Source organism: Arenibacter latericius DSM 15913, assembly GCF_000424985.1.
GTDB lineage: Bacteria > Bacteroidota > Bacteroidia > Flavobacteriales > Flavobacteriaceae > Arenibacter > Arenibacter latericius.
Genome location: NZ_AUKX01000031.1, coordinates 45,905 through 70,040 on the forward strand (window position 1 = coordinate 45,905; position 24,136 = coordinate 70,040).

Annotated in this window: 20 protein-coding genes; 8 read left to right on the forward strand and 12 right to left on the reverse strand. The window is 36.6% G+C overall.

Annotated features, from left to right (window positions below; translation table 11 throughout):
• Nucleotides 1-42 precede the first annotated feature (42 nt).
• The 3 genes from H344_RS0110450 to H344_RS0110460 all read right to left on the reverse strand — a co-directional run bounded on the left by H344_RS0110450 (nucleotide 43) and on the right by H344_RS0110460 (nucleotide 2,798).
• Nucleotides 43-564 (reverse strand): sigma-70 family RNA polymerase sigma factor, encoded by a 522-nt coding sequence (locus H344_RS0110450; RefSeq protein WP_026810276.1) that lies wholly within the window; start codon nucleotides 562-564, stop codon nucleotides 43-45.
• A 249-nt stretch (nucleotides 565-813) separates the two neighbouring features.
• Entirely contained in the window at nucleotides 814-1,662 is an 849-nt protein-coding gene (gene rlmF, locus H344_RS0110455) for a 23S rRNA (adenine(1618)-N(6))-methyltransferase RlmF (protein WP_026810277.1), read from the reverse strand.
• An 8-nt stretch (nucleotides 1,663-1,670) separates the two neighbouring features.
• A complete protein-coding gene (locus H344_RS0110460) occupies nucleotides 1,671-2,798 on the reverse strand; it encodes a DmpA family aminopeptidase (protein WP_026810278.1) in 1,128 nt (375 codons plus the stop codon).
• A gap of 630 nt (nucleotides 2,799-3,428) precedes the next feature.
• On the opposite strand from H344_RS0110460, the gene H344_RS0110465 reads away from it, so the two are divergent.
• Nucleotides 3,429-5,099, forward strand: coding sequence for a BCCT family transporter (locus H344_RS0110465; protein WP_026810279.1), 1,671 nt, complete (start codon nucleotides 3,429-3,431; stop codon nucleotides 5,097-5,099).
• Nucleotides 5,100-5,102: 3 nt separating this feature from the next.
• A complete protein-coding gene (locus H344_RS0110470) occupies nucleotides 5,103-5,981 on the forward strand; it encodes a universal stress protein (protein WP_026810280.1) in 879 nt (292 codons plus the stop codon).
• A 113-nt stretch (nucleotides 5,982-6,094) separates the two neighbouring features.
• Here the strand turns inward: H344_RS0110470 and H344_RS20050 are convergent, their stop codons facing one another.
• The 5 genes from H344_RS20050 to H344_RS0110495 form a co-directional block, all read right to left on the reverse strand.
• Nucleotides 6,095-7,411: a serine hydrolase domain-containing protein gene (locus H344_RS20050; RefSeq protein WP_051254258.1), complete on the reverse strand. Its 1,317-nt coding sequence runs from the start codon at nucleotides 7,409-7,411 to the stop codon at nucleotides 6,095-6,097.
• 211 nt (nucleotides 7,412-7,622) lie between these two features.
• The gene (locus tag H344_RS0110480) at nucleotides 7,623-8,105 is read right to left on the reverse strand and encodes a hypothetical protein (protein WP_026810281.1); all 483 of its coding nucleotides are present in this window, start codon (nucleotides 8,103-8,105) and stop codon (nucleotides 7,623-7,625) included.
• 98 nt (nucleotides 8,106-8,203) lie between these two features.
• Nucleotides 8,204-8,923 carry a hypothetical protein gene (locus H344_RS0110485; RefSeq protein WP_026810282.1) on the reverse strand — a complete coding sequence of 240 codons (720 nt, stop codon included), beginning with the start codon at nucleotides 8,921-8,923 and terminating at the stop codon, nucleotides 8,204-8,206.
• Nucleotides 8,924-8,932: 9 nt separating this feature from the next.
• Nucleotides 8,933-10,621 (reverse strand): gamma-glutamyltransferase, encoded by a 1,689-nt coding sequence (ggt, locus tag H344_RS0110490; RefSeq protein ID WP_026810283.1) that lies wholly within the window; start codon nucleotides 10,619-10,621, stop codon nucleotides 8,933-8,935.
• Nucleotides 10,622-10,655: 34 nt separating this feature from the next.
• Nucleotides 10,656-11,249: an acyl carrier protein phosphodiesterase gene (locus H344_RS0110495; RefSeq protein ID WP_026810284.1), complete on the reverse strand. Its 594-nt coding sequence runs from the start codon at nucleotides 11,247-11,249 to the stop codon at nucleotides 10,656-10,658.
• A gap of 96 nt (nucleotides 11,250-11,345) precedes the next feature.
• Here H344_RS0110495 and glmM point away from each other — a divergent pair, with 96 nt between their 5' ends.
• Together glmM and H344_RS0110505 are read left to right on the forward strand one after the other, a co-directional pair.
• Nucleotides 11,346-12,734, forward strand: a complete 1,389-nt coding sequence (gene glmM / locus H344_RS0110500) for a phosphoglucosamine mutase (protein WP_026810285.1) — start codon at nucleotides 11,346-11,348, stop codon at nucleotides 12,732-12,734.
• Nucleotides 12,735-12,837: 103 nt separating this feature from the next.
• Nucleotides 12,838-13,626: an endonuclease/exonuclease/phosphatase family protein gene (locus H344_RS0110505; RefSeq protein ID WP_026810286.1), complete on the forward strand. Its 789-nt coding sequence runs from the start codon at nucleotides 12,838-12,840 to the stop codon at nucleotides 13,624-13,626.
• Here the strand turns inward: H344_RS0110505 and H344_RS0110510 are convergent.
• On the reverse strand, nucleotides 13,616-14,611 hold the full coding sequence (locus tag H344_RS0110510; RefSeq protein ID WP_026810287.1) for a sterol desaturase family protein: 996 nt from the start codon (nucleotides 14,609-14,611) through the stop codon (nucleotides 13,616-13,618). The two genes, H344_RS0110505 and H344_RS0110510, sit on opposite strands and share 11 nt — an antisense overlap.
• An 80-nt stretch (nucleotides 14,612-14,691) precedes the next feature.
• The gene (locus H344_RS0110515; protein WP_026810288.1) at nucleotides 14,692-15,579 is read right to left on the reverse strand and encodes a lysophospholipid acyltransferase family protein; all 888 of its coding nucleotides are present in this window, start codon (nucleotides 15,577-15,579) and stop codon (nucleotides 14,692-14,694) included.
• Between the two features lie 58 nt (nucleotides 15,580-15,637).
• On the opposite strand from H344_RS0110515, the gene H344_RS0110520 reads away from it, so the two are divergent.
• On the forward strand, nucleotides 15,638-16,288 hold the full coding sequence (locus H344_RS0110520; protein WP_026810289.1) for a rhomboid family intramembrane serine protease: 651 nt from the start codon (nucleotides 15,638-15,640) through the stop codon (nucleotides 16,286-16,288).
• 56 nt (nucleotides 16,289-16,344) lie between these two features.
• Here H344_RS0110520 and H344_RS0110525 read toward each other — a convergent pair whose 3' ends face one another.
• Both H344_RS0110525 and H344_RS0110530 read right to left on the reverse strand, forming a co-directional pair.
• The gene (locus H344_RS0110525) at nucleotides 16,345-17,475 is read right to left on the reverse strand and encodes a TlpA disulfide reductase family protein (RefSeq protein ID WP_026810290.1); all 1,131 of its coding nucleotides are present in this window, start codon (nucleotides 17,473-17,475) and stop codon (nucleotides 16,345-16,347) included.
• A 109-nt stretch (nucleotides 17,476-17,584) separates the two neighbouring features.
• Nucleotides 17,585-18,094, reverse strand: coding sequence for a hypothetical protein (locus H344_RS0110530; RefSeq protein WP_026810291.1), 510 nt, complete (start codon nucleotides 18,092-18,094; stop codon nucleotides 17,585-17,587).
• Between the two features lie 104 nt (nucleotides 18,095-18,198).
• Between H344_RS0110530 and H344_RS0110535 the strand changes: the two genes are divergently transcribed.
• The 3 genes from H344_RS0110535 (at nucleotide 18,199) to H344_RS0110545 (ending at nucleotide 23,703) form a co-directional block, all read left to right on the forward strand.
• Complete coding sequence (locus H344_RS0110535) at nucleotides 18,199-21,099, forward strand: FAD-binding and (Fe-S)-binding domain-containing protein (protein WP_026810292.1); 2,901 nt, start codon at nucleotides 18,199-18,201, stop codon at nucleotides 21,097-21,099.
• A gap of 160 nt (nucleotides 21,100-21,259) precedes the next feature.
• Nucleotides 21,260-22,324: a chorismate synthase gene (gene aroC / locus H344_RS0110540; RefSeq protein ID WP_026810293.1), complete on the forward strand. Its 1,065-nt coding sequence runs from the start codon at nucleotides 21,260-21,262 to the stop codon at nucleotides 22,322-22,324.
• A 65-nt stretch (nucleotides 22,325-22,389) separates the two neighbouring features.
• On the forward strand, nucleotides 22,390-23,703 hold the full coding sequence (locus tag H344_RS0110545; RefSeq protein ID WP_026810294.1) for a dicarboxylate/amino acid:cation symporter: 1,314 nt from the start codon (nucleotides 22,390-22,392) through the stop codon (nucleotides 23,701-23,703).
• Nucleotides 23,704-24,136: the final 433 nt, after the last annotated feature.

Consider the following 24,136-nt stretch of genomic DNA (forward strand, 5'->3'; position numbering starts at 1 on the left):
CAGAAATAGGTAGTAAGATTAGGTTGCAGTAGTCAAACAGAGTTAATTGCAGAGACTACAATCAGATTCTCCCACTAATTTACCTTCAAGATTTAACTCATATTTACAACATTCATTAAATTTTTTGATAAGGACACTCTTCGCACGTCTAATCCGAGCTTTTACGTTAGCTAGGCTTATTCCTAATTCTGATGCTGCATCCTTCTGCTTCATCCCTTTTATATAAACCATAGTCATCACCGATTTATATTCTTCTGGTAGGTTCTCCAAAAAACGATCAAAACAACAGAAGTCCGAATAGCTTTCGGGTTGATCAACTGGAGATGGGTTTAAATCTTGGATTGTTTTATTCGACTTATTGAAATAATCATGTATTTCATTACGGACAATCTGAAATGCCCAAGACTTAGCCTTGTCTTGTTGTTTTAATTGATGGATATTTTGGTGGATTTTTAAAAAGGTATTTTGCAATATATCATTAGTAGCATCTTGGTTATGTACTTTTTTAAGAATAAAAAAATACATTTGAACATTATACTTACTCCATATGGTAGCAGTTTCCATTTCTTATCTTAAAATTTTAAAAAGGTTGGACACACGTCCAACCCCTTATTAACAACAATCACATTTGCTGCATTCACACTTATCACACGGACATTGATTCTCTAAACAGTTTCCACAATTACATTTTTTGCAATCGCAATTGGTACATTTACAATTATTCATATTTATATTCTTTAAGTTCTATATAGGTAGACCGAGAAGCTTCTAAAAAGATACAAATAATCCACTCTTTTTTTTAAATTTGGAATGTTAACCTTTAAATGTCCATGCAATAAACCGACTCTTTTTATTGCCTTGGTCCATATTAATGACCTTTACTGAAGTAGGATGGGTTTTGTTTATAGCGCGCTTTATATCTTTCAAATTTTCCTTTTGAGACACTAAGGAGGTAAACCAATGTATTTGATCTTTAAACTGCAGACTTTCAGTCGCCATTTTTTTTATAAATGCGGTTTCTCCACCATTGTACCATAGTTCATTGGAGAGTCCGCCAAAATTTTGAGAATCTTTTTCTTTTAGCCCAAGATTATGAACCTTGCGCTTGTTGCTGCGTACTGCTTCTGATTTATTCTTAAAAAATGGAGGATTACATACCACAACATCAAATACATCATCAGGGTGCACAATATGTTCTAATATTTTATTTTTAAAGCGTTGGTGGCGTAATTCTATTTTTTCTAAAACTTGATTATTCTCAATAATGATTTCGGCGTTTTTCAGGGAAGCTAAACTCACTTCACTTCCGGTACACTGCCAATTAAAGTGTTGGCTACCTAAAATAGGATATATCATACTAGCACCAGTACCAATGTCTAATAACCGAATCTTGCTTTTTGGAATTAAGTCGGAAACATACAATAGATAGTCAAGCCGCCCTGGTATGGGAGGACAAAGATTATCCTCAGGGATATCCCAAAAATTAAGTCCGTAATGCAGTTTTAGTATGGCGGTATTCAATGCCTTTACAGCATTCTTATTTCCAAATTTTATTGTTTTATTCCCATACTTATTTACAAAAACAAAGTCTTTTAATTCGGGATGTTTTAAAATCAACCTATCAAAATCATAATCTTCAATAAAGGGGTTTTTTAAATGCATGGATAGAATTACTTTTCACCTATTTTACCGTATTCGGTCATTATTTTTAACACCTTATCTATGGGGATAGATTTTATTTTGCGTCCATTCTTTCCTGTCATAGTTTCTGCAGCAAACAAGGAGTTTAAAATTGCTTCTTCAGTGGCTTCTATTGTCGCTAAGAATAAGGGTGTCATCGCCTCATTTCTTAAGAGTTTAACATCATTAAATAAGGTATCACTAGAATAGGGGACTACATTATCCTTTGCTGTGGATACCGCTATTATATAATCGCCACTTCCATTTGAAGCAATTCCCCCGGTTCTCCCTAATCCCAGCATAGCTCGTTTTGCAAGTCGTTCTAAATTCCTAGAATCTAAGGGGGCGTCCGTGAAGACTACTATCATACAGGAGCCATCCGTATCGTAATTGTATTGATTAGGAATAGTGTTTAATTCCTTGGCTATAGGAACCCCATTAATCTCTAAGACTCCCCCAAAGTTAGATTGTACTAACACACCAACAGTATATCCTCCTTGTGATTCAGGAATAACGCGGGAAGAAGTCCCGATACCTCCTTTATACTGAAAACATACCGTCCCGGTACCAGCGCCTACATTACCTTCTGCAACAGTACCAGTCTTGGCATTTTCAATGGCACTTAATATATGTTCTTGTTTAATATGTCTTCCCCTGATATCATTTAACCAGCCGTCGTTGGTTTCCCCAACTATAGCGTTTACGGAACCCACATTTTTATTGCGATCTAAAGTATAAGTGATTAATGCATCAGCAGCTATAGGGACACTTAATGTATTGGTTAAAACTATGGGGGTCTCTATATTCCCTAACTCTTTAACCTGACTATAGCCGGCTAGTTTCCCAAAGCCATTACCAATATAGATCGCAGCTGGTACTTTATTTTGAAAAATGTTGTGGGAGTGGGGGAGTATAGCGGTAACACCGGTTCTAACACTATCCCCGTCAATTAAGGTAGTTTGACCAACCTTGACTCCGAAAACATCTGTAATAGCATTATTTTCACCTGTTTTTAAAACTCCAATCTCTATGCCGTAATCCCTAGCGCGTTTTTTTTGGGAATAAGCTTGAATAGTAATGAGTGAAAATACCAAAACAAATATTCTAGCTAGCTTCATAAGGTTGTCTTAGGTTTAGTTGGTGGTATTGCAGCTGCCAAACAGCTGGCTATAATTACTAAAGGGTTAATTTTTTTGTCATTTCAATTATACAACAAATTTAAGTTTTCTGTATTTTAAAACAGTGTTATTATATTTTCTGATGATTATAAGGGGAATAGGATTTAAATTAATGCAATAACACAATCTAATATATTGAGTTGCATTCGGGTATAAATAAAATAAATTCAATAAGTTGTAGTTTGTTAATGGAATTTATAACTCGCTTTTAAAGGGAAAAGAAATATTAAATATTAGGGTTGTAGTGCTATACCACTGATGATCCTAGTTATCTATTCTTAGAAATAGTTGTAAAATAGGACTATTTTTATTATAATGACCGATTGTAGAATTTACTAATTCAGAAAATTAAATATTTATGAAAAGCATTCTCTTCAGCTTGTCTGAAGTTATTCTAATGTCGTATTTACTTTTCCCTATGCTTTTTTGGGATAGGAGATATATCAGGTATTATAACTCCTATGATACACGATATCCACTCTAGCTTAAGTATAAATTAAATTTTATTTCTAAGCTTCCAATATTTTATATGGAAGTACATCGTATACATTATAAATCCAAAAAAGAAATATGCCAGTAAAAGTTACTAGAAAAGAAAAATCATCCAAGATTTTAGGATTGGTGGTAAATAAGACGGTTTTCTTAAGCGCTACCTTAATCCTAATAGCAAGTATCCTCTTCACTTTAATTTTTGAGGAGGAGGCCGATTATTATTTTGGAATTGCACAAACTTATGTGTCCGCTCATGGAGGATGGATTTATACGTTATCAGTTAATCTGTTTATTATATTTTGTCTCTACATGGCCTTTGGTAAGTTTGGAAAAGTCCGTATTGGTGGGAAAAACTCTAAACCCGAATTTAGTATTTGGGCTTGGTTTGCCATGTTATTCAGTGCAGGAATAGGGAACGGATTAGTACTGTTTAGTATTGCCGACCCGGTACGTGATTTCTTAAATCCCCCACGTTTAGCTGGTGCAGAACCAGCGCTTATAGCACAAGAAGCTATTAGTTTTTCGTTTCTTCACCATGGAATACACGGATGGGCCATTTATTCTGTAGTGGGACTATCTTTAGCCTATTTTACGTATAATCGGAAAATGCCACTTACCCTAAGATCTGCTTTCTATCCGCTTTTGGGAAATAGAATTCATGGATGGATGGGAGATGTGATTGATATTATGGCGGTTATTACCACATTATTTGGATTGGCTACCACTATTGGATTTGGAGTAGGACAGATTAATTCCGGGCTAACTCATGTTTTCGGTATTCCAAGCTCACTTTTTTATCAAATAATTATAATTCTTGCGGTTACCCTTGCAGCAACATTATCGGCATTTAGTGGGGTTAACAAAGGGGTGCAAATGCTGAGTAAACTTAATGTTAGAGTAGCTTCGGCAATTTTCATCATTGTACTTCTTTTAGGACCTACCACCTTTATTTTTAAATCTTATATCCAAAACATTGGGAATTACGTCATCAATTTTGTGGATATGGCAACGTGGACAGAGGCCTTGAGAGGTACCGATTGGCAGAAAACTAGAACCATAATGTATTGGGGATGGTGGATTTCTTGGTCCCCATTTGTAGGTACTTTTATCGCTAGAATTTCTAGGGGAAGAACCGTAAAAGAATTTATTCTCTGTGTATTAATCCTTCCTGCTTTAGTAACCTTCCTTTGGTTTAGTGCCTTTGGTGGAATCACTATGCGTGATATTCTTTTAGGTGATACCGCTATGATAGCTGCAGTAAACGATAATATCTCTACAGCATTGTATGTGTTTTTTGATAAGTTCCCATTAGCTATGTTACTTAAAGTATTGGGGGTAGTGCTGATAAGTAGTTTTATTATTACCTCGGCAGACTCTGGTGCTTTAGTAGTAGATAGTATTACTTCTGGAGGTAAGCTAAAAACACCTCCCTTCCAAAGAGTTATTTGGGCTGTTGCAACGGGTACAATTGCAGGAGTTCTTATGTATGGAGGTGGTTTAAATGCTTTACAGACAGCAGTTACCATTTCTGGACTTCCATTTGCTATTCTTCTTGTGATGATGTGCTTCTCTCTCCATTCGGGAATGAAAGAAGACTATGAACAGGCGGAACGAGAACAGAAGCTACTGGAAAGAGAATCCTATAGGAAAAATATCCTCCAACTGGTAGATAGAGAACGTCAGGCCAGAAGTCAGAATGCAAAAGAAACTAAAGAAGAACCAACATTAACAGAAACAGATAATAAATAGGAAATGACAAAGAATAAAAGTCTAGATAACGAATTAACTCTTATGGTAGCCTTGGACCTTACAAGAATGGATCCTATTCTGCTGCAGTATGTTAGTTATTTATGCGATGTATGGAAGGTAAAACACCTTTATTTCACTCATAATATTAAGCAGTCTAAACTTTATAATCTCTATGAGGATTTTTTAAAGGACGACATTACTATAGAAGATATAGTAGAACGCGAATTGGAGCGTAGCATTAAAGAAAATTATAGTGGTAAAGCTTCGCATACCGTTTTAATTACTTCGGATAACTATACCGAGAGTATTCTTGTAGATTTAGCTAAAGAATACAATGTTGATGTCGTGGTAATGGGGAAAAAGGACGAGTTGCAAGGGACAGGAGCATTGCCTCAGAAACTCGTTCGTATGATGAAAAGACATCTATTGTTGGTCCCCGAGGATGCAAGGCATAGTTTGCGAAAAATGTTGGTTCCTGTAGATTTTAGTTCAAATTCTGCAAAAGCCTTTACGGTTGCAAATAGTATAAGTAGTGATGATAATAAGGAAATAGAAGCCTTACACGTGTATAATATACCTTCCTTCTATTTTCCCTATATAGATACACAAAAGGCAAAGGATAAGACCAAAGCACATCTACACGCAAGGTTTGATCAGTATCGAAAGAAACATCGACTGTCAGCAGATATCAAGTTTCTACATATAGATCGCGAAGAAAATTCAGTTGTAGACATAATAGAACGAGAGGCAGAAAAAGGGGAATTCGACATTATTTTAATGTCTGCAAGGGGAGGAAATAATATTACCTCACTTTTTATAGGTAGTATTACAAACGACCTATTGCTAAGGAACCGAACAATGCCTTTATTGGTTGTAAAATAATTAAGAAAGGGCTTTGCTAATTGGCAAAGCCCTTTTTATATGATTTAGGTTGCTTATTTTTTTTTTGAAAAAATCAACTCCCTTTTATAAAAGTAATTTGAAACTCCCTTTCACTATCCAGTAGGATTATCAGCATTCTTTAGATGGTTGTGAACTGTTGAAGGAGCAGGAGTATTGTATACTTCTTTAATTATTTGGTGTAAGTCTGGTATTACAGTTCTTGCTAGTTTTGAATTACTGTTTAATAGCACACAGATTCCTAAATCCGAGTCTGGATATACTGCTATTTCATTCCTATAATTATTAACACTTCCACCATGATGCCAAACGGTTTTTGGCGTATCGCTTTCGTCTTCTAAAAAAGTGTGAATCCTCCATCCAAAACCATAATGCGATTTTAAATGTCCTGGCCAACGTTGGTAGTATTTGCTACTCCCTTTTATCTCTACAAAAGGATTAAAAGTTTCTAATAAAGCAGTTTTATTCATTAACTCTGGGTTGTGGCCCAATAAGAAACGCATCCATTTAGCCATATCTAAGGCACTGGCATTTATACCCCCTGCAGCAATAGCATTATAATAGTTAGAATTCAGAGATAAAGTTCTCCAGCCGTTTTTAATGGGGGAATGTGGCAATGCTACATTATCTTCACTAGCCAAAGCTTCATAATCCATATTGATGTTTTTCATCCCCAATGGCTTAAAGAATCTATTGGTTAAAGAGGTACTGATATTTTGCCCCGTAGCCTTATAGATGACCTCCTCGCAAAGTGCAAACATGGCGTTTTGATAGCTGTACATCATTCCCGGTTTGCTTATAGGTACTACATCTTTAAAACGTTCAGCTATTTTGGTAAGTGGTAATCCCGCCTCTACAAGATTGGTGTAGCTATGGTATGGGGTGCCAGAAGTATGTGATAAGATATTAGCAAGTGTAATATTTTCAGTATTATTCTTGTCTCCTAAACGAAAAGTTGGAATAAAATCACTTACCTTATCTTCCCAATGTAATTTACCCTCACTCTTTAAATTAGCCGCTAATACACCGGCGAATCCTTTAGATAGAGAGCCGAGTCTAAATACAGTTTCTCCATCTATGGGATTGTTTTGGTTGATATCGCGTTTACCAAATCCATCAGAAATGACTATGGAATCTCCTTTAACAATACTTACTCCTGCTCCTACAATATCTCCCGCTGCAATTGCCTTTTCAAAATATTCTTGTACCGCAATTTGTAAGTCGCGTTGCTGTAATTTATAGAGTTCCACTTCTAGTGGGTCAATTAAGGGTTCCTCTAGGTTAGAGCTGAAATCTGCCTTATTAGACTCCGTATCGGATTGAGAAGAAATTATTGAAAAACCAATATAAGTAAAAACAATAATTACAAGGATATAAATGGATGTTCTTACTAATATATTGTTACGCAGCATGTGAATAATTTTGTAGGTTTATATAAATAGATTAGGTTAAAATTTAGGTGCTTTACATTATTAACGGATGAAATGCATCATTTCTTATGTAGACAATCGTTATTTGTTTATTATTGAAGAGATATCTTATTTTTTAGCTGGTACATCACAGATTTATAAAGCATTTTAATATAAGTTGAAGATATTTTTTTATTTTCTATTCTATATAGCATTACACCGATAGGCCCTTTTCAATCCTCTTCAGAATCTTATAGTTTTGGGCTTTGTCTGGCATAAATTTCATGTGTTTTTTATAGATTTCGACTACAATATCGTGATCAGATTTTTTAACAGTGAGAATAGAATCTATAATTTTTTGGTGTACTTGAACCTTGATATGATTTTCCGATTTCTCTAGAACTTCTAGCTTTACGAACTGATTTTTAACCATCTCATTAATGCTCTCCCAATTATCACCTTTATTTATCAACGTTAAACTGTGGCTAGACTCCAGAAAGTCTTTCATATCTATATTGTCTAACTTTTCATAATCGAAAATATTCCAAAATATGATTCCGAACGATATTACAAATCCTGCTAATATTGTTATCCCCCAATAATCCAGATTAACCCCATTAATTAAAACCCATAAGGAAAGTCCAATTGGAAGGAGTACTAGGCTCTTTAAAATAGATTTAGATACTTTCTCGTTCATGCTTTATTCAAATGAGCGTTTTCTACTGAAAAATCTCAAAACTAAACTAAAAAATAAGTTTTTCATAACTGCCAATAGAATTTAAGTAGCCTTTTAGCTTATTTTTTTATAACAGTATTGTACCCCTTTACATCTCCCATGCTAAAGTTAAAAGGCCCCAATTGGTGGCTATTAGGAAGTAATGCTCCACTTTTCATAACCTGCCATCCTTCCCAGCTGGCCTCCAAGCCACCAATGGGAATAATTTTCACCCACATTTTAAAACTTTGTGGAATTCCTTTCTCGTCCAAAATCCATAAATACGAATCTCCTGGGGTGTCTCCGCCGCTAGTATAAGTAACCATAAGGCCATTAGAACCGTTATTATATGGTACCAAGCTCCGCTGAGTTCCTTTATCGAATACTTTATAAGGAGCTACTAACCAGAAAGAGTCATTGTTAAAAAGAGTACGGGCCTTTTGCATTATTTCTTTCTTTTCTTCTCCTTCCAGGAGGGTTTCATTTTTTAAGGCTTTACCTTTACTATGGTCATTTAAATTAAGGGTAACAGTATAGGCATCCCAACGTACTTCCACTTGGTGCTGTTCTTTATCCCATAAATAATGATGCTGGTTATTAGCAAAAGACCATTCCAAGAATCGGGTGTTTTTATAGGCCTCATAATTAAGGGCAGTTAGCATTTTGTTTGCTAGTGCATCTGCTTCCTTGCTTGGAGAGCTTTTTGGGCGCGATTCATGGATAATGGCAAATAGAATTCCTGCTATTCCTAATAGTAGTAATACCGCAACAACTAGAATTTTCCCAATTTTCTTTAGCATATAAAAATATTAATAGCCTACGGCTGTATCATCTCCGCGGTGGTCTGCACCACCTTCCAATCTTCCATCGGGTAATACCATAATAGCATCCACTTTTCCTATTATTGGAGTTCTTTCCTCATTTATGATATATCCTTTTTCTTTTAAGGAATTCATTAATTCTGGAGAGAATCCATTAGGCTCAAAAACCACATTGTCTGGCATCCATTGATGGTGGAAACGTGGTGCATTAACGGCCTCTTGCATGCTCATGTTAAATTCGTACCCATTCAAAATAGTTTGTGCCACTGCTGTAATGATAGTAGATCCGCCAGGGGTACCCACTACCATCCAAAGTTTTCCATTCCTTTCTACAATAGTAGGGGTCATACTACTCAACATTCTTTTTCCTGGCATAATACTATTGGCCTCTGCACCAATTAGCCCAAACATATTAGGAACACCTGGTTTGGCACTAAAATCGTCCATTTCATTGTTTAGAAAAAAGCCTAATTCTTCTGAAAATAGTTTTGATCCATAACCACCGTTAATAGTAGTGGTCGCAGACACGGCATTCCCATAACTGTCTACAATAGAGTAGTGGGTGGTTTCATCACTTTCTACAATAGTTACATCACCATGAGAAACAGCGCTAGACTTTGTAGCCTTATCAAAACTAAAATCGGCCATTCTATCTTGAATATAACTATCGCTCAGCAATTCGTTCATCGGAATTTCTACAAAATCTGGGTCGCCCAAATGATAATTACGGTCGGCATAGGCTCTTCTTGCTGCCTCTGTAAATAACTGAATGGTCTTGGCCGAATTATGTCCAAATTCAGATACCTTGTAGGGCTCTATCATCTTGAGAATTTGCTGTATAGTAAATCCACCACTACTTGGCGGACTCATAGAAATAATATCTAAATCTTTATAGGAGAATTTTAATGGGGTACGCCATTTCGCTTCGTATTGTGCCAAATCTTCAATAGAAACAAAGCCCCCCATTTCCTGAATAAACGCACTTAATTTCTCGGCTACTTCACCCTTGTAAAATCCGTCTTTGCCTTCCTCGGCAATCTTTTTCATAACTCTGGCTAAGGCCTTATATTTTATAGTGTCTCCTTTTTTGTAAGGATGGGCAAAAAACGTGCTATCTCCATTAACTTCAATAAATTGACTCCTATAAGATGCTAATCTGTCTTCCTGTTTTTGGGTAACTACCACCCCCTTTTTTGCCAGTGCAATTACGGGAGCCAACAATTCTTTTAATGGCATAGTTCCAAATTTCTCGTGTACTGCCATTACACCAGCTACCGTCCCAGGAACTCCTACAGCGGTTGCACCCACAGTACTCATCCCCGGGATAACATTCCCCAAGGAGTCCAAATACATATCTTTATGGGCAGCCATTGGTGCTTTTTCACGATAGTCAATTCCACCAAAATCACCATCAGCCTTTCTATAGATCATAAATCCGCCACCCCCAACATTTCCTGCGAAGGGATAAGCTACAGCAAGTGCCAACTCTGTGGCTACCATGGCATCAAAAGCGTTTCCTCCCTTTTGTAGGATATCCGATCCAATTTTGGAGGCTTCCTCGCGGGCAGATACTACCATAGCATTTTCTGTTACCAAACCTGTAGGGACAGGAACAGTTTGCTTACAAGACACAAATGCCATAAGCACTAAAACGAAAATAAACTGTTGTAATTTCATAGTTTACAGTTGTTAAGGTTTGTAATATTTTGTTTTATTCTTTAGTTAATTCAATAAACTTCTCCTGAGTATGGACCATAAGATCTTCAAAGAAAATTGAAAACTCATTTTCAAATTCGGTATAATGCTCCTTTAAATCTACAATGGCTAAATTCATTTTAGATTTGTTACCCGTACGTTGGTTCAAACCCCTAAGGACTCCTGAAATACCTTCTAATTTAGCATAATTAAATAACCAGTTGTCTTTAATCATAAACGGCATCATTCTTTTTGTTCTTGGAGGAAGTATTTCGTAATTTTTTTCTAAAAGACTATAGAAATTTTCTGTAAATATTTTAAGGGGCGTATCCGAATAATCTAACCAGTTTTTGGCTAGAAAGTGATCGTAATAAACATCGACTATAACCCCACTATAATGACTATAATTGGGATGTAGACGCTTAGTGCTCTTTCTAAAAGTGGGGTGAGCATCTGTGAAAGTATCAATGGCACGGTGAAGTGTAATTCCTTTCTGTACTTTTTCGGGCAGGTGAGTGTAATTATTACCCCTGATACTGTCTGCTATAAAATTCCCAATAGTAATTTCATCATCATCGCCGGAAAGGAATATATGTGCCAAAAAATTCATACTGACAAAAGAAGGATATTAAGGACGAATTTACAACTTAAGGCCATAGTAATTAAACCTAACCCGTTATATTTGTATAAACTTATAATTTAAAAAATGACTTTAATTAAATCCATTTCAGGAATCCGAGGAACTATCGGAGGAAAACCAGGAGACAATTTAACACCTATAGATGCAGTGAAATTTGCTGCCGCTTATGGAATTTGGTTAAAAGAATATTCCAAAAAAGAAAAACTAAAAGTGGTGATAGGAAGGGATGCCCGACTATCTGGTGAAATGATTCAAAATTTAGTAGTGTCTACCTTGGTAGGTCTAGGAATAGACGTAGTAGATTTAGATCTCTCTACTACCCCTACGGTTGAGATTGCCGTTCCCTTAGAAAATGCCGATGGTGGAATTATTCTTACTGCTAGCCATAACCCTAAACAATGGAACGCTCTTAAACTTTTAAATGAAAAAGGAGAGTTTTTAGATGCTGCTCAAGGTGCCAAGATATTAGAAATAGCTGAGGAAGAGGCATTTGTGTTTTCAGAAGTGGACGATTTAGGAGTAATAACCCGAAACGATGCATACATAGATATTCATATCGATGAAGTATTAAACCTATCCCTTGTAGATGCAGACGTAATTAAAGCTGCTAAATTTAAGGTGGTAGTAGATGGGGTAAATTCAACCGGAGGTATAGCTATCCCTAAATTGCTTAGAGAATTGGGAGTAGAGGTGGTAGAACTTTATTGTGACCCAACAGGACACTTTCCACATAACCCAGAACCGCTTAAGGAACATTTGGGGGATATATGTGATCTTGTGGTAAAAGAAAAAGCAGATTTTGGTATTGTAGTAGATCCTGATGTAGATCGATTGGCTTTTATAACCAATGAGGGGGAAATGTTTGGAGAAGAATACACTTTAGTTGCCTGTGCAGATTATGTGTTGGGGAAAACTAAAGGAAATACAGTTTCTAATCTATCATCTAGTCGTGCTTTAAGAGATATTACTGAGAAACACGGAGGTAGCTACGAGGCATCTGCAGTAGGCGAGGTTAATGTGGTGACCTTAATGAAGAAAAATAACGCAATTATAGGAGGCGAAGGAAATGGTGGTATTATTTATCCAGAGAGTCATTATGGGCGCGACTCCCTTGTTGGGACCGCACTATTTTTAATGCTGATGGCAGAAAGAGGAGGAACCGTTAGTGAACTTAGGGCAAGTTACCCGAGTTACTTTATGAGTAAAAAGAAAATTGAACTAACTCCTGGATTAGATGTGGATGGCATTTTAACCGCTATGGCAGAGAAATACAAGGATGAGGAGATTTCTACTATAGACGGAGTTAAAATTGATTTCCCCGAAAATTGGGTTCATTTAAGAAAATCTAACACCGAACCAATTATTAGAATATATACCGAAGCAAAGAGTCAGGCTGAAGCGGATACCCTTGCTGATCGGATAATCGGAGAGATTAAAGCAATAGCTGGATTATAATGAATAGTTTGGTTCGTAAATAATAAAACTATATTTTTAAAGGTCCTGGTTCTTTCCGGGACCTTTTATTTTTTATTCAATTCCTTAATTTAAAAATACCAACATGAAATTAACCAGGATAAAGCTTTTGATTGTTGTAATCGTGCTTTTGCCAATTTCCCAAACAATTGCCCAAACAGATACGCTTAGAGTAATGAGTTTTAATATTCTTCACGGGGCAACAGTTAAAAACGATTTTAATTTGGACACCCTTGCTGGGGTAATCAATAGTTATCAGCCTCATTTAGTAGCGCTACAGGAAGTAGATTTTAAAACCAAGCGTGCCAAGGAATATGATCTGCCCACAGAACTAGGCTATAGGACTAAAATGGCCTCACTTTTTGGGCGTGCTATGTATTATGATGGTGGAGAGTATGGAGAAGGAGTACTTTCTAAATATTCCTTTGTTGAAACCGAAAATTTTGCCTTACCCCATTTGCCAAGCTCCGAACCTCGGGCTGCTTTGATAACCAAAGTAAGAACTAAAAACGGAAATATTATTCAATTTGTTGCAACCCATTTAGATCATTTGGAAGATAATAAGGATAGAGTGATGCAAGCGAAAGCCTTGTTAGAAAAACTAAAAGGCTCTCCATATCCTACCATTCTTGCTGGTGATTTAAATGCAGAAACTAAGGATGAATCTATAAGACTATTATTAACGGAATTTACAAAACCCGATACACCAAACGCATATTCACCTACTTGGCCGTCGGACGACCCTAGAATAAATATAGATCATATACTGTATAATGTGCCCCAAAAATGGAAAGTAACAGATTATCAGGTGCTTTGTGAGAACTATGCAACAGACCATTGTGTGGTAATGGCTACTTTGGTATTTACTCCTTAACCATTTGTTCTTGAAGATAGGTGTTACGGACTAATTTAGCGGTCTGGTGCTCCCCGGTATGACTCCATCCCGGGGGCATAATTAGATATTTTATTTTGTTTTTAAAACCTGGGGCTTTTCTAACATCATGGAATAAAGCAATAAACTCCCCAAAATATACATCAAAGAAATTCCCTGAATCCATCTTACGAGTAATTCCATATTCAATAGCCACATCCTCATTTACCTCCTGATAGGTGCCAAAAATCTTGTCCCATATATTTAATAAATTACAGAAATTGGTATCCATATACAGTGGATTTCTAGCGTGATGTACGCGGTGATGGGAGGGGGTTAGGATAATTTTGTTTAAAAAGCCTAACTTACCGTCTTTCATAACATTCTCGCCAATATGTATAAAAGCCCCATAGGTCCCATCAATAAACATTATTAGAAATAAAAGAGCAGGTTCTACTCCCAATAAAATGCAGACAGTAGTCCTAATAGCATCTGCATAGGGCGCTTCTAAGAAAAAATGTGCGTGTGTTACAGATAAATTCATTTGTTCCGGCGCATGGTGGGTAGAATGTAAACACCAGAACAGCCTAACCTTATGGCCCCAATAGTGATATAGGAAGTGACCAAATTCCCAAACAATATATCCATAGATTATCCAGTACCATGTCATTTCTGTTTGGAATAAAGAATAGGGCTGTAGCCATCCAATAATAAAAGTTACCATCGCAATGGCAATGAAACGCACAATAAACCGGTTGAAAACGTAAATGATAAAATTTACTTTGTAAACCTTGGTTTGTGGCTTTTTATAAATAAGCCCCAGAATAAACTCAAGTATTAGCAGTAAAGGAATAATGGGATAAATCAGAGATACCACTCCGTCATAGGTGGTAAATACACTGTAGTCTCCAGATTGTAATAATTCCCATGCTTTACCAATGCCTAAAAATCCAATTATTTCATTGTATAGGGAATTTAAAACATCCATAATGTGTTAGGATTCTGTGTGTTATAGTGGAATATAGGAAATCCTTCCCTAATTTTATAAAATTTCCTAATAAAAACAGCCTACTTAAACTCGGCTGGGACTTTGTCCCGGTGTTTCCACCTTCTATGGGTCCACAGGTAATAATCTGGTTTTTCCCTTATCTGTTGTTCGGTAAGGCTTAAGAATTGCTCAGTAATCTCGTTTTCTTTGGTTTCTTTACCTGATAAGGTGATAGGGATGAACTCTGCTTCGTAATAGCCGCGTTTTACTTTGGAGACTTTTAAAAACACCACTGCAAGATCTAACTTTCTAGCTAAAGCCTCGGCGCCATTATACACAGGTACCTTTATTCCTAAAAACTCACTCCAATAATGTGCCCGTTGTACCATTGGAGATTGGTCACTTACCATTCCATAGACCGATCGTACATTTTTCCGCTCGTTGTAAAGAACAGTTTTTGGTGTTTCGTTGGTGGTAATAGGAATAGTGTTCCATTTTGCTCTTATCCTTCTAACTAATCGGTCAAAATAAGGATTTCCTATTTTCTGATATACAGCATATCCTTTGGCGTCTATATAATTATTGATACTCACATTCCATTCCCAATTGGCATAATGAGAACATACTACTAAAATGCTTTTCTTCTTTGAAATTTCCTGAAGTAATTCAATATTGGTAATATGAAAACGTTGTTTTACTTTTTCCTTAGATAAGGCCATGGTTTTTACCATCTCTAAGAACATATCACACATATGGTGGTAGAAGGATTTTCTAATCCGGAATAACTCCTCCTTATCTTTATTGGGAAAAACAAGGTTTAAGTTGTTTAATACCACATTTTTACGGTATCCGGCTACATGGTAGACCAGAAAAAATACAAAATCAGAAAAAGCATAAAACAGTCGATATGGGAGTATGGAAATAAGCCATAAGAAAGGATATACTAATAGAAAAACAAGAAGCTGCATGCAAAGAGGATTAGTCTAAATATAATTATATTTGGCGTCAAAGATAATCCATTTTAATATGAATGACATCCATTTTGCCACCATTGCTATTATGGCAATCAACTTAATCGCCTCCCTAAAAGGTTTTAATGACACTCATTTTTTTGAACGCTATAAATTTGGTGTGGGTGCTATACAAGCAGGACAAAAGGATAGGATGGTTACCTCGGGATTTTTGCATGTAGATTTCTCGCATCTTTTCTTTAACATGTTTACCTTATTTTTCTTTGCTCCCGTGGTCATCGACTGGTTTGGTCCTGGAAAATTCTTGATAATCTATTTTGTGAGTCTTATAGCAGGTAGCCTTTTGGCTTTGTTCTTCCATAAGAAAGAGCCTTATTACAGTGCTGTGGGTGCCAGTGGTGCAGTAACCGGTATTTTATATGCTGCTATATTATTGGAGCCAGGTATGCGGTTAGGAATTATGTTTATTCCTATTCCTTTACCGGCCTACGTTTTGGGAATACTATATTTATTCTACTCTATTTATGGAATGAAAACAAGGTTAGGAAATATTGGTCATACTGCCCATTTTGGAGGTGCAATTGGTGGATTTGTTACAACCTTACTTTTTAAGCCAGACCTTTTTATTACCGATACATGGATGGTGATATTACTGGCAGTTCCCATTATAATATTATTTATATTGGGTAAAATGGGCAAGCTGTAAAAAAAAAGAGGTCTAAAACTAACAGTTTTAGACCTCTTCAATAAGCGTACTTTATATTAATCAAGTAGCTCAGAAATTTTTTCTTCTAAAGCAGGACCACGTAAGTTTCTGGCTATTATCACTCCGTTTTCATCCAAGATAAAAGTTGCAGGGATAGCATCTACGTTGTACAACTTAGCGATGGCATCATCAAAATAGTCTAAGCTAGAAATATGATTCCAAGTTAATTTGTCATCGGCAATAGCTTTTTTCCAATCTTCTTCTTTTCGGCCTAAAGAAACACCAATAATATTTAATCCTTTCTCGTGGTATTTGTTATATACTCTTACTACGTTAGGATTCTCAACTCTACATGGTTTACACCAAGCAGCCCAGAAATCTATAATGGTCACCTTCCCCATAGCTTCTTTTAGAGAGATTTCCCCGCCTTCAGGAGTTGGACCAGAAAAATCAGGGGCAACAGCGCCAATAGCAGTACTCTTACCTTTTTCTTCTCTTGCTTTAGCCGCAGTTAGGCTTTTTGCAATTTGTTTACCAGGAACTGTTTCTTTAATCTCTGGAGTAAGAGCATCGTACATTTCTTGTGCTTCGGCACTCTCTATAATCCTTCCGTTTAAGGCTTTATCTATTAAAAGAGCAGATATAAGGCCATTTGGATTATCCTTAATAAACTGTAATTCGAAATTTTTATACTCTTCTTGTAACTCTCCAAATTCGTCTTGAAGCGACTTTATTGTGGCTTCGTTTCCGGCCATGCTAGCTTCTTGTAAATCTTTTTGGATAGACATTGCTTTATCGGATAGCGTTCTAGAGTTATCCAAATAATTAAAGAATATATCGTTTTGTACTGTCCCTTTTACTTTGGCGAAATTTAAACTATCCTTATGGGCTGTTAACTCAATAGTCCCATTATCGGCAACTAACGGGGTATACCCCTGAACTTTGTCTATAAATACATAAATTAAATCAGGAGACTCTGCAGTACCAGTAACACTAAACTTTCCGTTCTGAACAGTAGTAGTATCAATATCAAAAGGCTGATTGTTTTCGTTGATCTTTCGTATAAATACTTGCGTACCGTCCTCAACGTCTCCAGAGATAGAGCCGTTTAAGACATAGCCGTCCTGTTTGTCGTTACAAGCAACCAGACCGACTAATACGGAAAGGGATAAAAATAATTTCTTCATTGTTTTGTTGTTTTTTTAAAGTGGGGCAAATGTACTTATTATATGGTGAATATAAAAAGCCAAAAGCTGTACATGAAGGCTTTTGGCTTTTATTTGTTTAAGGGTTATCTTAAAATTGGTAACGTATACCTAGTGCAATATCAAAATCAAAGTTATTAGAGAAATTTTTATAACCTACTAATCCAATTTCTGGTCTAAAATCTAATGATAATAATAAGGGAATGTCAAAATTGTATTCTACCCCAATATCTCCCGCAGCAAAGACAAAAAGGCCTCCATCAGGGGTGTAGGGCTCTTGATTATTTCCTTTTCTGGTAACAAAATCTACACTTCCTAATCCGCCTCCAGCACCGTAATACCAGTTAAAATTTCCATCTATAGGAAACATCCATTGGTAAAGCCCAGATACTTTAAAGGCGTTAAAGTACCTACTATCTCGCCAGCCTAGGTTAGCTTCCAATCTATTGTATTGAAAAAGAGATTTTTGATAAGAAATCTCAGCGCCAAATCCATCACTGTCCCCCAAACGAAGACCAATGGAGTGATCAGAAATTTCTTGAGCGCTTAGAGAGAACCAAGAGGAACACAATAGCAAAGCAAATAATTTAATGATTTTCATGGGGTTTTTCTTTTTGAGTATAATTAAAAATGAAAGTTTCATTGTCAAGCTCAAACAATAATAACTTATTTTAGTGGCCAAAATTGTATTGAGCTTTAAAAACCATGCTAAAATATATAAAAGATCAATTAGAAGGCGAGTTGTTTATAGATAAATTAACAACTGCCTTATATGCTACCGACGCTTCAGTTTATAGGAAAATACCAATGGCCGTTGCTTATCCTAAAAATGAAGACGACATTAAAAAATTAATCCTCTTCGCTAATGAAAATAAAATTGGCTTAATTCCTAGGACAGCAGGAACGTCTTTAGCAGGTCAGTGTGTGGGAGACGGTATAGTAGTAGATGTTTCTAAACACTTTACGGGAATACTATCTCTAGATAAGGAAAAAAAGCAAGTTACTGTTCAGCCTGGGGTGATTAGGGACGAGTTAAATCAGTATTTGGCACCTTATGGACTCTTTTTCGGTCCCAATACCTCTACCTCTAATAGATGTATGATTGGAGGAATGGTAGGAAATAACTCTTCGGGGACCACCTCAATACAATATGGCGTAACCCGTGACAAGGTTGTAGCAATGACCACTTTTCTTTCTGATGGAAGTAAGGTGCAATTTGGTACCCTTTCTCAAAATGAGTTTTTAGGTAAAATGTCCCTAGAAAACTTTGAAGGTGATATATATCGTAACATCCATAAAGAGCTTATAAACAAAGAGGTAAGGGAAGAAATTTTGACCGAGTTCCCAAAACCGCAAATACATAGGAGGAATACAGGCTATGCCGTAGACGAACTGCTAAAGAGTGGTGTTTTTGGAGATGGGGAAGAGGAATTGAACCTTTGTAAATTACTAAGCGGTAGCGAAGGTACATTAGCATTTACCACAGAAATTGTGCTACAGCTAGATGATCTCCCTCCTAAGCTTTCTGCAATGGTAGTTACTCATTACAAAACCTTAGAAGATTGTTTAAGTGATGTAGCGCCTGTAATGGGACATAACCTCCATACCTGTGAGATGATGGACAAGGTTATTTTGGACTGTACCAAGAATAACCGCACCCAATTAGAAAATCGCTTTTTTGTAGATGGAGATCCTGCTGCCTTGTTAATGTTGGAAGTAAAATCCGATACCGAGGAGGATTTGGAGCTTCAATTAAAACAGTTGTTGAATACCGTAGAATTATCTGGCTTAAGCTACGCCCATCCTATTCTTAAGAATGATGATATAAATAAGGCTGTAGAATTAAGAAAGGCGGGCTTAGGACTGTTAGGGAATATTGTGGGAGACCGGAAGGCGGTGGCTTGTATAGAAGATACTGCAGTAGCATTAGAAGATCTTAAAGATTTTATTGGAGAGTTTTCTCAAATAATGAAAGGTTATAATCAGGAGGCAGTTTACTATGCTCATGCTGGGGCAGGAGAATTACACCTTAGACCTATCTTAAATCTTAAAAAATCTGCCGATGTGGCCCTGTTTAGGGCTATTACCACTGATGTGGCAAAACTCACTAAGAAATACAAGGGATCCTTTAGTGGAGAACATGGTGATGGTATAGTGAGAGCAGAATTTATACCCCTAATGATAGGTGACAAGAATTATGAATTGCTTAAACGCGTTAAAAGCTATTTTGATCCTCAAAATATATTTAATCCTGGGAAGATTGTTAATGCTTACCCTATGGACGAGTCGCTTCGATATGAGATAGATAGGAAAGAACCGGAAATAAAGACCTTAATGGATTTTTCGGATAGCCAGGGAATCCTGAAAGCTGCTGAAAAATGTAACGGAAGTGGCGACTGTAGAAAGACGCACCACATGTCTGGAGCAATGTGCCCTAGTTATCATGCTACTAAGAACGAAAAAGATACTACTAGAGGACGTGCAAATGCATTACGAGAATTCTTAACCACCTCTGATAAGTCTAATAAATTTGACAATAAGGAGCTTAAAGAGGTGTTCGACTTATGTTTAAGTTGTAAGGCTTGTTCTAGTGAATGTCCTAGTAATGTTGATGTGGCTACCTTAAAAGCAGAGTTTCTTTACCAATACCAGGAAGAAAATGGATATCCCATACGTGCAAAGCTTTTTGCCTATAATACTGCGCTAAATAAGATGGGAAGTAAGATGGCCGGATTTACTAATGCCATCTATGATTCTAAGTTAGTTGGAGGATTGATAAAAAAATCGGTTGGTGTAGCACCAAAGAGGAGTTTGCCCAAAGTGTATAAGGTAGATTTTGATGCCTTACTTAATACCGCAAAGGAGAAAAGCACTATAACTAAAACTAAAGTAGTCCTCTATATAGATGAGTTTACTCAATTTTTAGATGTAGAATTGGGGAAGGATGCAATTGAAGTGCTAACCAGATTAGGGTATGATGTAGAACTTTTCTATGCGGAAAGTGGGCGTACTTTTATTTCCAAAGGATTTTTGAAGCAGGCAAAAAATATTGCTATTAAAAATATAGAAAAATTAATGGAATTTTCCGTAAAAGGACTTCCTGTTCTAGGATTGGAACCTTCGGCTATTTTAACGTTTAGAGATGAATATAAGCGCTTTGGTATAGATAGTGGAAGGATGGAGGCCATTGCTAAAAATGCTTACCTAATAGAAGAGTTTTTGGCAAAAGAAATTAAGGAAGGAGTATTAACAGCGGATGCTTTTACAACAGAAAAGAGAACGGTTAAGATTCATAACCACTGTCACCAAAAATCAGTTTCTAATCAGAAGGTAACATTCGATATCCTTAACTTGCCGAAAAATTATAGTGTGTCTATAATTAATTCGGGCTGTTGTGGAATGGCTGGATCTTTTGGTTATGAAAAAGAGCATTACGAGGTGAGTATGCAGGTAGGGGAGTTGAAATTGTTCCCAGCAGTTCGTAAAACCACAGAAGAGGTAATCATTTCCGCTAATGGAACTAGTTGTAGACATCAAATTTATGATGGTACAAAAAGAAAGGCGTTGCACCCTATCAGTATTTTAAAGCAGGCCTTGGTTGTTTAGGCCAAGGCTAAGTTTAATAACATAGCAGACATCAATATTTAACCTTTTAGGCCATTAAGGTCTTTATCAATTTTTGTATCTCTTTTTTAAGATTTACCTTTGAAGGCTATAGTCCAATTAGGGCTAGTAGCAATACAAACCAATTAGCTTATATACGATTATGGCAGGAAATACTTTTGGCACTCTTTTTAAATTAACAACTTTTGGAGAATCACATGGCGTAGCCATTGGAGGTGTGTTGGACGGTTGTCCAGCAGGAATAGAATTGGATCTAGAAGCTATACAAGAAGATTTAAATAGACGGAAACCTGGACAGTCAGCCATAGTGACACAACGTAAGGAACCTGATACTGTGGAGTTTTATTCTGGAATTTTTGAAGGGAAGACCTCGGGAACTCCAATTGGTTTTGCTATTCATAATACCAATCAGAAATCTAGGGACTATTCTCATATTAAAGATTCTTACCGACCTTCACATGCCGATTATGTGTACGACCAAAAATATGGTTTTCGTGACTACCGCGGAGGGGGTAGAAGTTCTGCTAGGGAAACAGCTAGTAGAGTAGTGGCAGGGGCCATTGCAAAACAATTCTTGGGTGATATGAAAATTAACGCTTATGTCTCCCAAGTAGGAAGTTTAAAACTAGATAAAACCTATCAGGAGTTGGATTTTAACTTAATAGAATCTAACCCAGTTCGTTGCCCAGATCAAGATACTGCGGCAAAAATGGAGCAATACATTAAGGAAATTAAAAAACAGGGAGATACTATTGGTGGTGTTATCAGTTGTGTAATCCAAAATGTTCCCGTAGGGCTTGGAGAACCTGTTTTTGATAAATTGCATGCCGATCTAGGAAAAGCTATGTTATCTATTAATGCCGTTAAAGGCTTTGAGTATGGAAGTGGTTTTGAAGGTGTAAATATGAAAGGGAGCGACCATAACGACAAGTTTAATCCTGACGGAACTACCAAAACCAATTATAGCGGTGGTATTCAAGGAGGTATAAGTAATGGTATGGATATTTACTTTAATATTGCTTTTAAGCCGGTAGCGACCGTTCTTCAGGCTTATGATACTATAGATAAGGAAGGCAATAAAGTAAGCACTCAAGGCAAAGGGAGGCATGATCCCTGTGTAGTGCCACGTGCAGTTCCTATAGTAGAGGCTATGGCAGCCTTAGTGATGGCCGATTTTAAGCTTCTTAACCGGACCATTAAATTATAAAGATTTAATTTTTTTGGCGCTTTATAACTCATTATAGTATCTTACCAACCTAAATCTGCTTTTTAATGAAGAAACTAGAATTGCATTGGCAAATATTATTGGGAATGCTAGGCGGAGTACTTTTCGCCCTAGTAATGGTTCAATTTGAATGGGGTCCTAAAATAGTAGCGGACTGGATTAAACCCTTTGGTAATATTTTCATCAGTTCTTTAAAGTTAATTGCAGTTCCGTTAATTCTAGGCTCCCTTATTAAAGGGGTATCCGATTTAAAAGATATTTCCAAGCTGTCTAAAATGGGTGGTAGAACGATAGGAATATATATCCTTACCACCGTAATTGCTGTTTCTATTGGTTTAACTATTGTAAATATTGTAAAACCTGGAGCCTCTATTAGTGAAGAAACAAGAAATGAACTGGTAGAAAATTATAGGGGGGATGCCGACTCTAAAATTCTACAGGCTAATCAACAAAAAGAAGCAGGGCCCTTGCAGGCTTTGGAAGATTTAGTACCTAGCAATATCTTTTATGCTGCTAGTGACAATGGCAATATGCTACAAGTGATCTTTTTTGCCATATTTTTTGGAATTGGGATGATTTTAATACCCGAAGAAAAAGCTTCTCCAGTAAAGAAGTTCTTTGATGGGTTTAATGAAGTTATTTTAAAACTGATAGATCTTATTATGCTAGCAGCTCCCTTAGGTGTCTTTGCTCTATTAGCCGCCTTAGTGGTAGAATCGCCTAGTTTAGATCTGTTTAAAGCTTTGGCTTGGTATGCAGCATGCGTTGTTTCTGGGCTGATACTTATGATAGGAGTATATACATTAATTGTTTTCTTGGTTACTAAACGTACTCCATCTTTCTTTATAAAAGGAATTTCACCAGCACAGTTATTGGCATTTTCTACTAGCTCTAGTGCAGCTACCTTGCCAGTAACAATGGAACGAGTAGAAGAGCATTTGGGAGTGGAAGAAGAGGTAACCAGTTTTGTATTACCAATTGGTGCTACAATAAATATGGACGGGACAAGCCTATACCAAGCTGTTGCTGCGGTCTTTATTGCCCAAGCCTTTGGGATGGACCTAAGTTTTTCTACTCAATTAGGAATAATTGTTACGGCTACCTTAGCCTCTATTGGTAGTGCTGCGGTACCAGGTGCAGGTATGGTGATGTTGGTTATCGTATTGGCACAGGCGGGAATACCGGAAGCTGGATTGGCATTGATATTCGCCGTAGATAGACCTTTAGATATGTGTAGAACTGTAGTGAATGTTACAGGAGATGCAGCTGTTTCTATGGTAGTAGCAAAATCTGTTGGTAAATTAGGAGATCCTAAAGTTAAGAACTGGGACGATAACTACAAGATGAGGAAAGAATTGTAGGATGCCATTTCCCATTATAATAGTAAGGGAGGTGGGTATAATCAATTGCCTAAAGACATGCCAGTAATGCAATTAACAGAACCTACCTTCAACATTTCTACGCTCGGCCTGCTGGAACGTATAGGCAAGTGACCGGGCACTCAATTTTCACTTAATAAGTAAAATATTTTTTAGCAAATGTAATTTGGAATGTTTGTTCCTATAAATTTGCACAACAGTTTTTATAATGATTCCTACTTTCATTATAGTAAGTAGTTTGCCTGTTCAATTTTATCTAAGTAATTGTGATAGCTAAAGATTCTATTGATTTTAATAGGATGTAGAGGGTGATAATCTAGGTTAACCCGCATTATTCACCAAGAGTTTTTTCTTCAAGGAATTTGAGGATAAATTTTGCATTCCCTGGATTAAGGTAATTTTCCGGGATAGTTTT

Bases quoted from the DNA above. Each gene is read 5' to 3' on its own strand.
- H344_RS0110520 (WP_026810289.1), top strand. From the start codon at position 15,638: ATGAATGACATCCATTTTGCCACCATTGCTATTATGGCAATCAACTTA.
- H344_RS0110470 (WP_026810280.1), top strand. From the start codon at position 5,103: ATGACAAAGAATAAAAGTCTAGATAACGAATTAACTCTTATGGTAGCC.
- H344_RS0110510 (WP_026810287.1), bottom strand. From the start codon at position 14,611: ATGGATGTTTTAAATTCCCTATACAATGAAATAATTGGATTTTTAGGC.
- H344_RS0110460 (WP_026810278.1), bottom strand. From the start codon at position 2,798: ATGAAGCTAGCTAGAATATTTGTTTTGGTATTTTCACTCATTACTATT.
- H344_RS0110450 (WP_026810276.1), bottom strand. From the start codon at position 564: ATGGAAACTGCTACCATATGGAGTAAGTATAATGTTCAAATGTATTTT.
- H344_RS0110545 (WP_026810294.1), top strand. From the start codon at position 22,390: ATGAAGAAACTAGAATTGCATTGGCAAATATTATTGGGAATGCTAGGC.
- H344_RS0110515 (WP_026810288.1), bottom strand. From the start codon at position 15,579: ATGCAGCTTCTTGTTTTTCTATTAGTATATCCTTTCTTATGGCTTATT.
- H344_RS0110495 (WP_026810284.1), bottom strand. From the start codon at position 11,249: ATGAATTTTTTGGCACATATATTCCTTTCCGGCGATGATGATGAAATT.
- ggt (WP_026810283.1), bottom strand. From the start codon at position 10,621: ATGAAATTACAACAGTTTATTTTCGTTTTAGTGCTTATGGCATTTGTG.
- H344_RS0110465 (WP_026810279.1), top strand. From the start codon at position 3,429: ATGCCAGTAAAAGTTACTAGAAAAGAAAAATCATCCAAGATTTTAGGA.
- aroC (WP_026810293.1), top strand. From the start codon at position 21,260: ATGGCAGGAAATACTTTTGGCACTCTTTTTAAATTAACAACTTTTGGA.
- rlmF (WP_026810277.1), bottom strand. From the start codon at position 1,662: ATGCATTTAAAAAACCCCTTTATTGAAGATTATGATTTTGATAGGTTG.
- H344_RS0110485 (WP_026810282.1), bottom strand. From the start codon at position 8,923: ATGCTAAAGAAAATTGGGAAAATTCTAGTTGTTGCGGTATTACTACTA.
- H344_RS20050 (WP_051254258.1), bottom strand. From the start codon at position 7,411: ATGCTGCGTAACAATATATTAGTAAGAACATCCATTTATATCCTTGTA.
- H344_RS0110535 (WP_026810292.1), top strand. From the start codon at position 18,199: ATGCTAAAATATATAAAAGATCAATTAGAAGGCGAGTTGTTTATAGAT.
- H344_RS0110530 (WP_026810291.1), bottom strand. From the start codon at position 18,094: ATGAAAATCATTAAATTATTTGCTTTGCTATTGTGTTCCTCTTGGTTC.
- glmM (WP_026810285.1), top strand. From the start codon at position 11,346: ATGACTTTAATTAAATCCATTTCAGGAATCCGAGGAACTATCGGAGGA.
- H344_RS0110480 (WP_026810281.1), bottom strand. From the start codon at position 8,105: ATGAACGAGAAAGTATCTAAATCTATTTTAAAGAGCCTAGTACTCCTT.
- H344_RS0110525 (WP_026810290.1), bottom strand. From the start codon at position 17,475: ATGAAGAAATTATTTTTATCCCTTTCCGTATTAGTCGGTCTGGTTGCT.
- H344_RS0110505 (WP_026810286.1), top strand. From the start codon at position 12,838: ATGAAATTAACCAGGATAAAGCTTTTGATTGTTGTAATCGTGCTTTTG.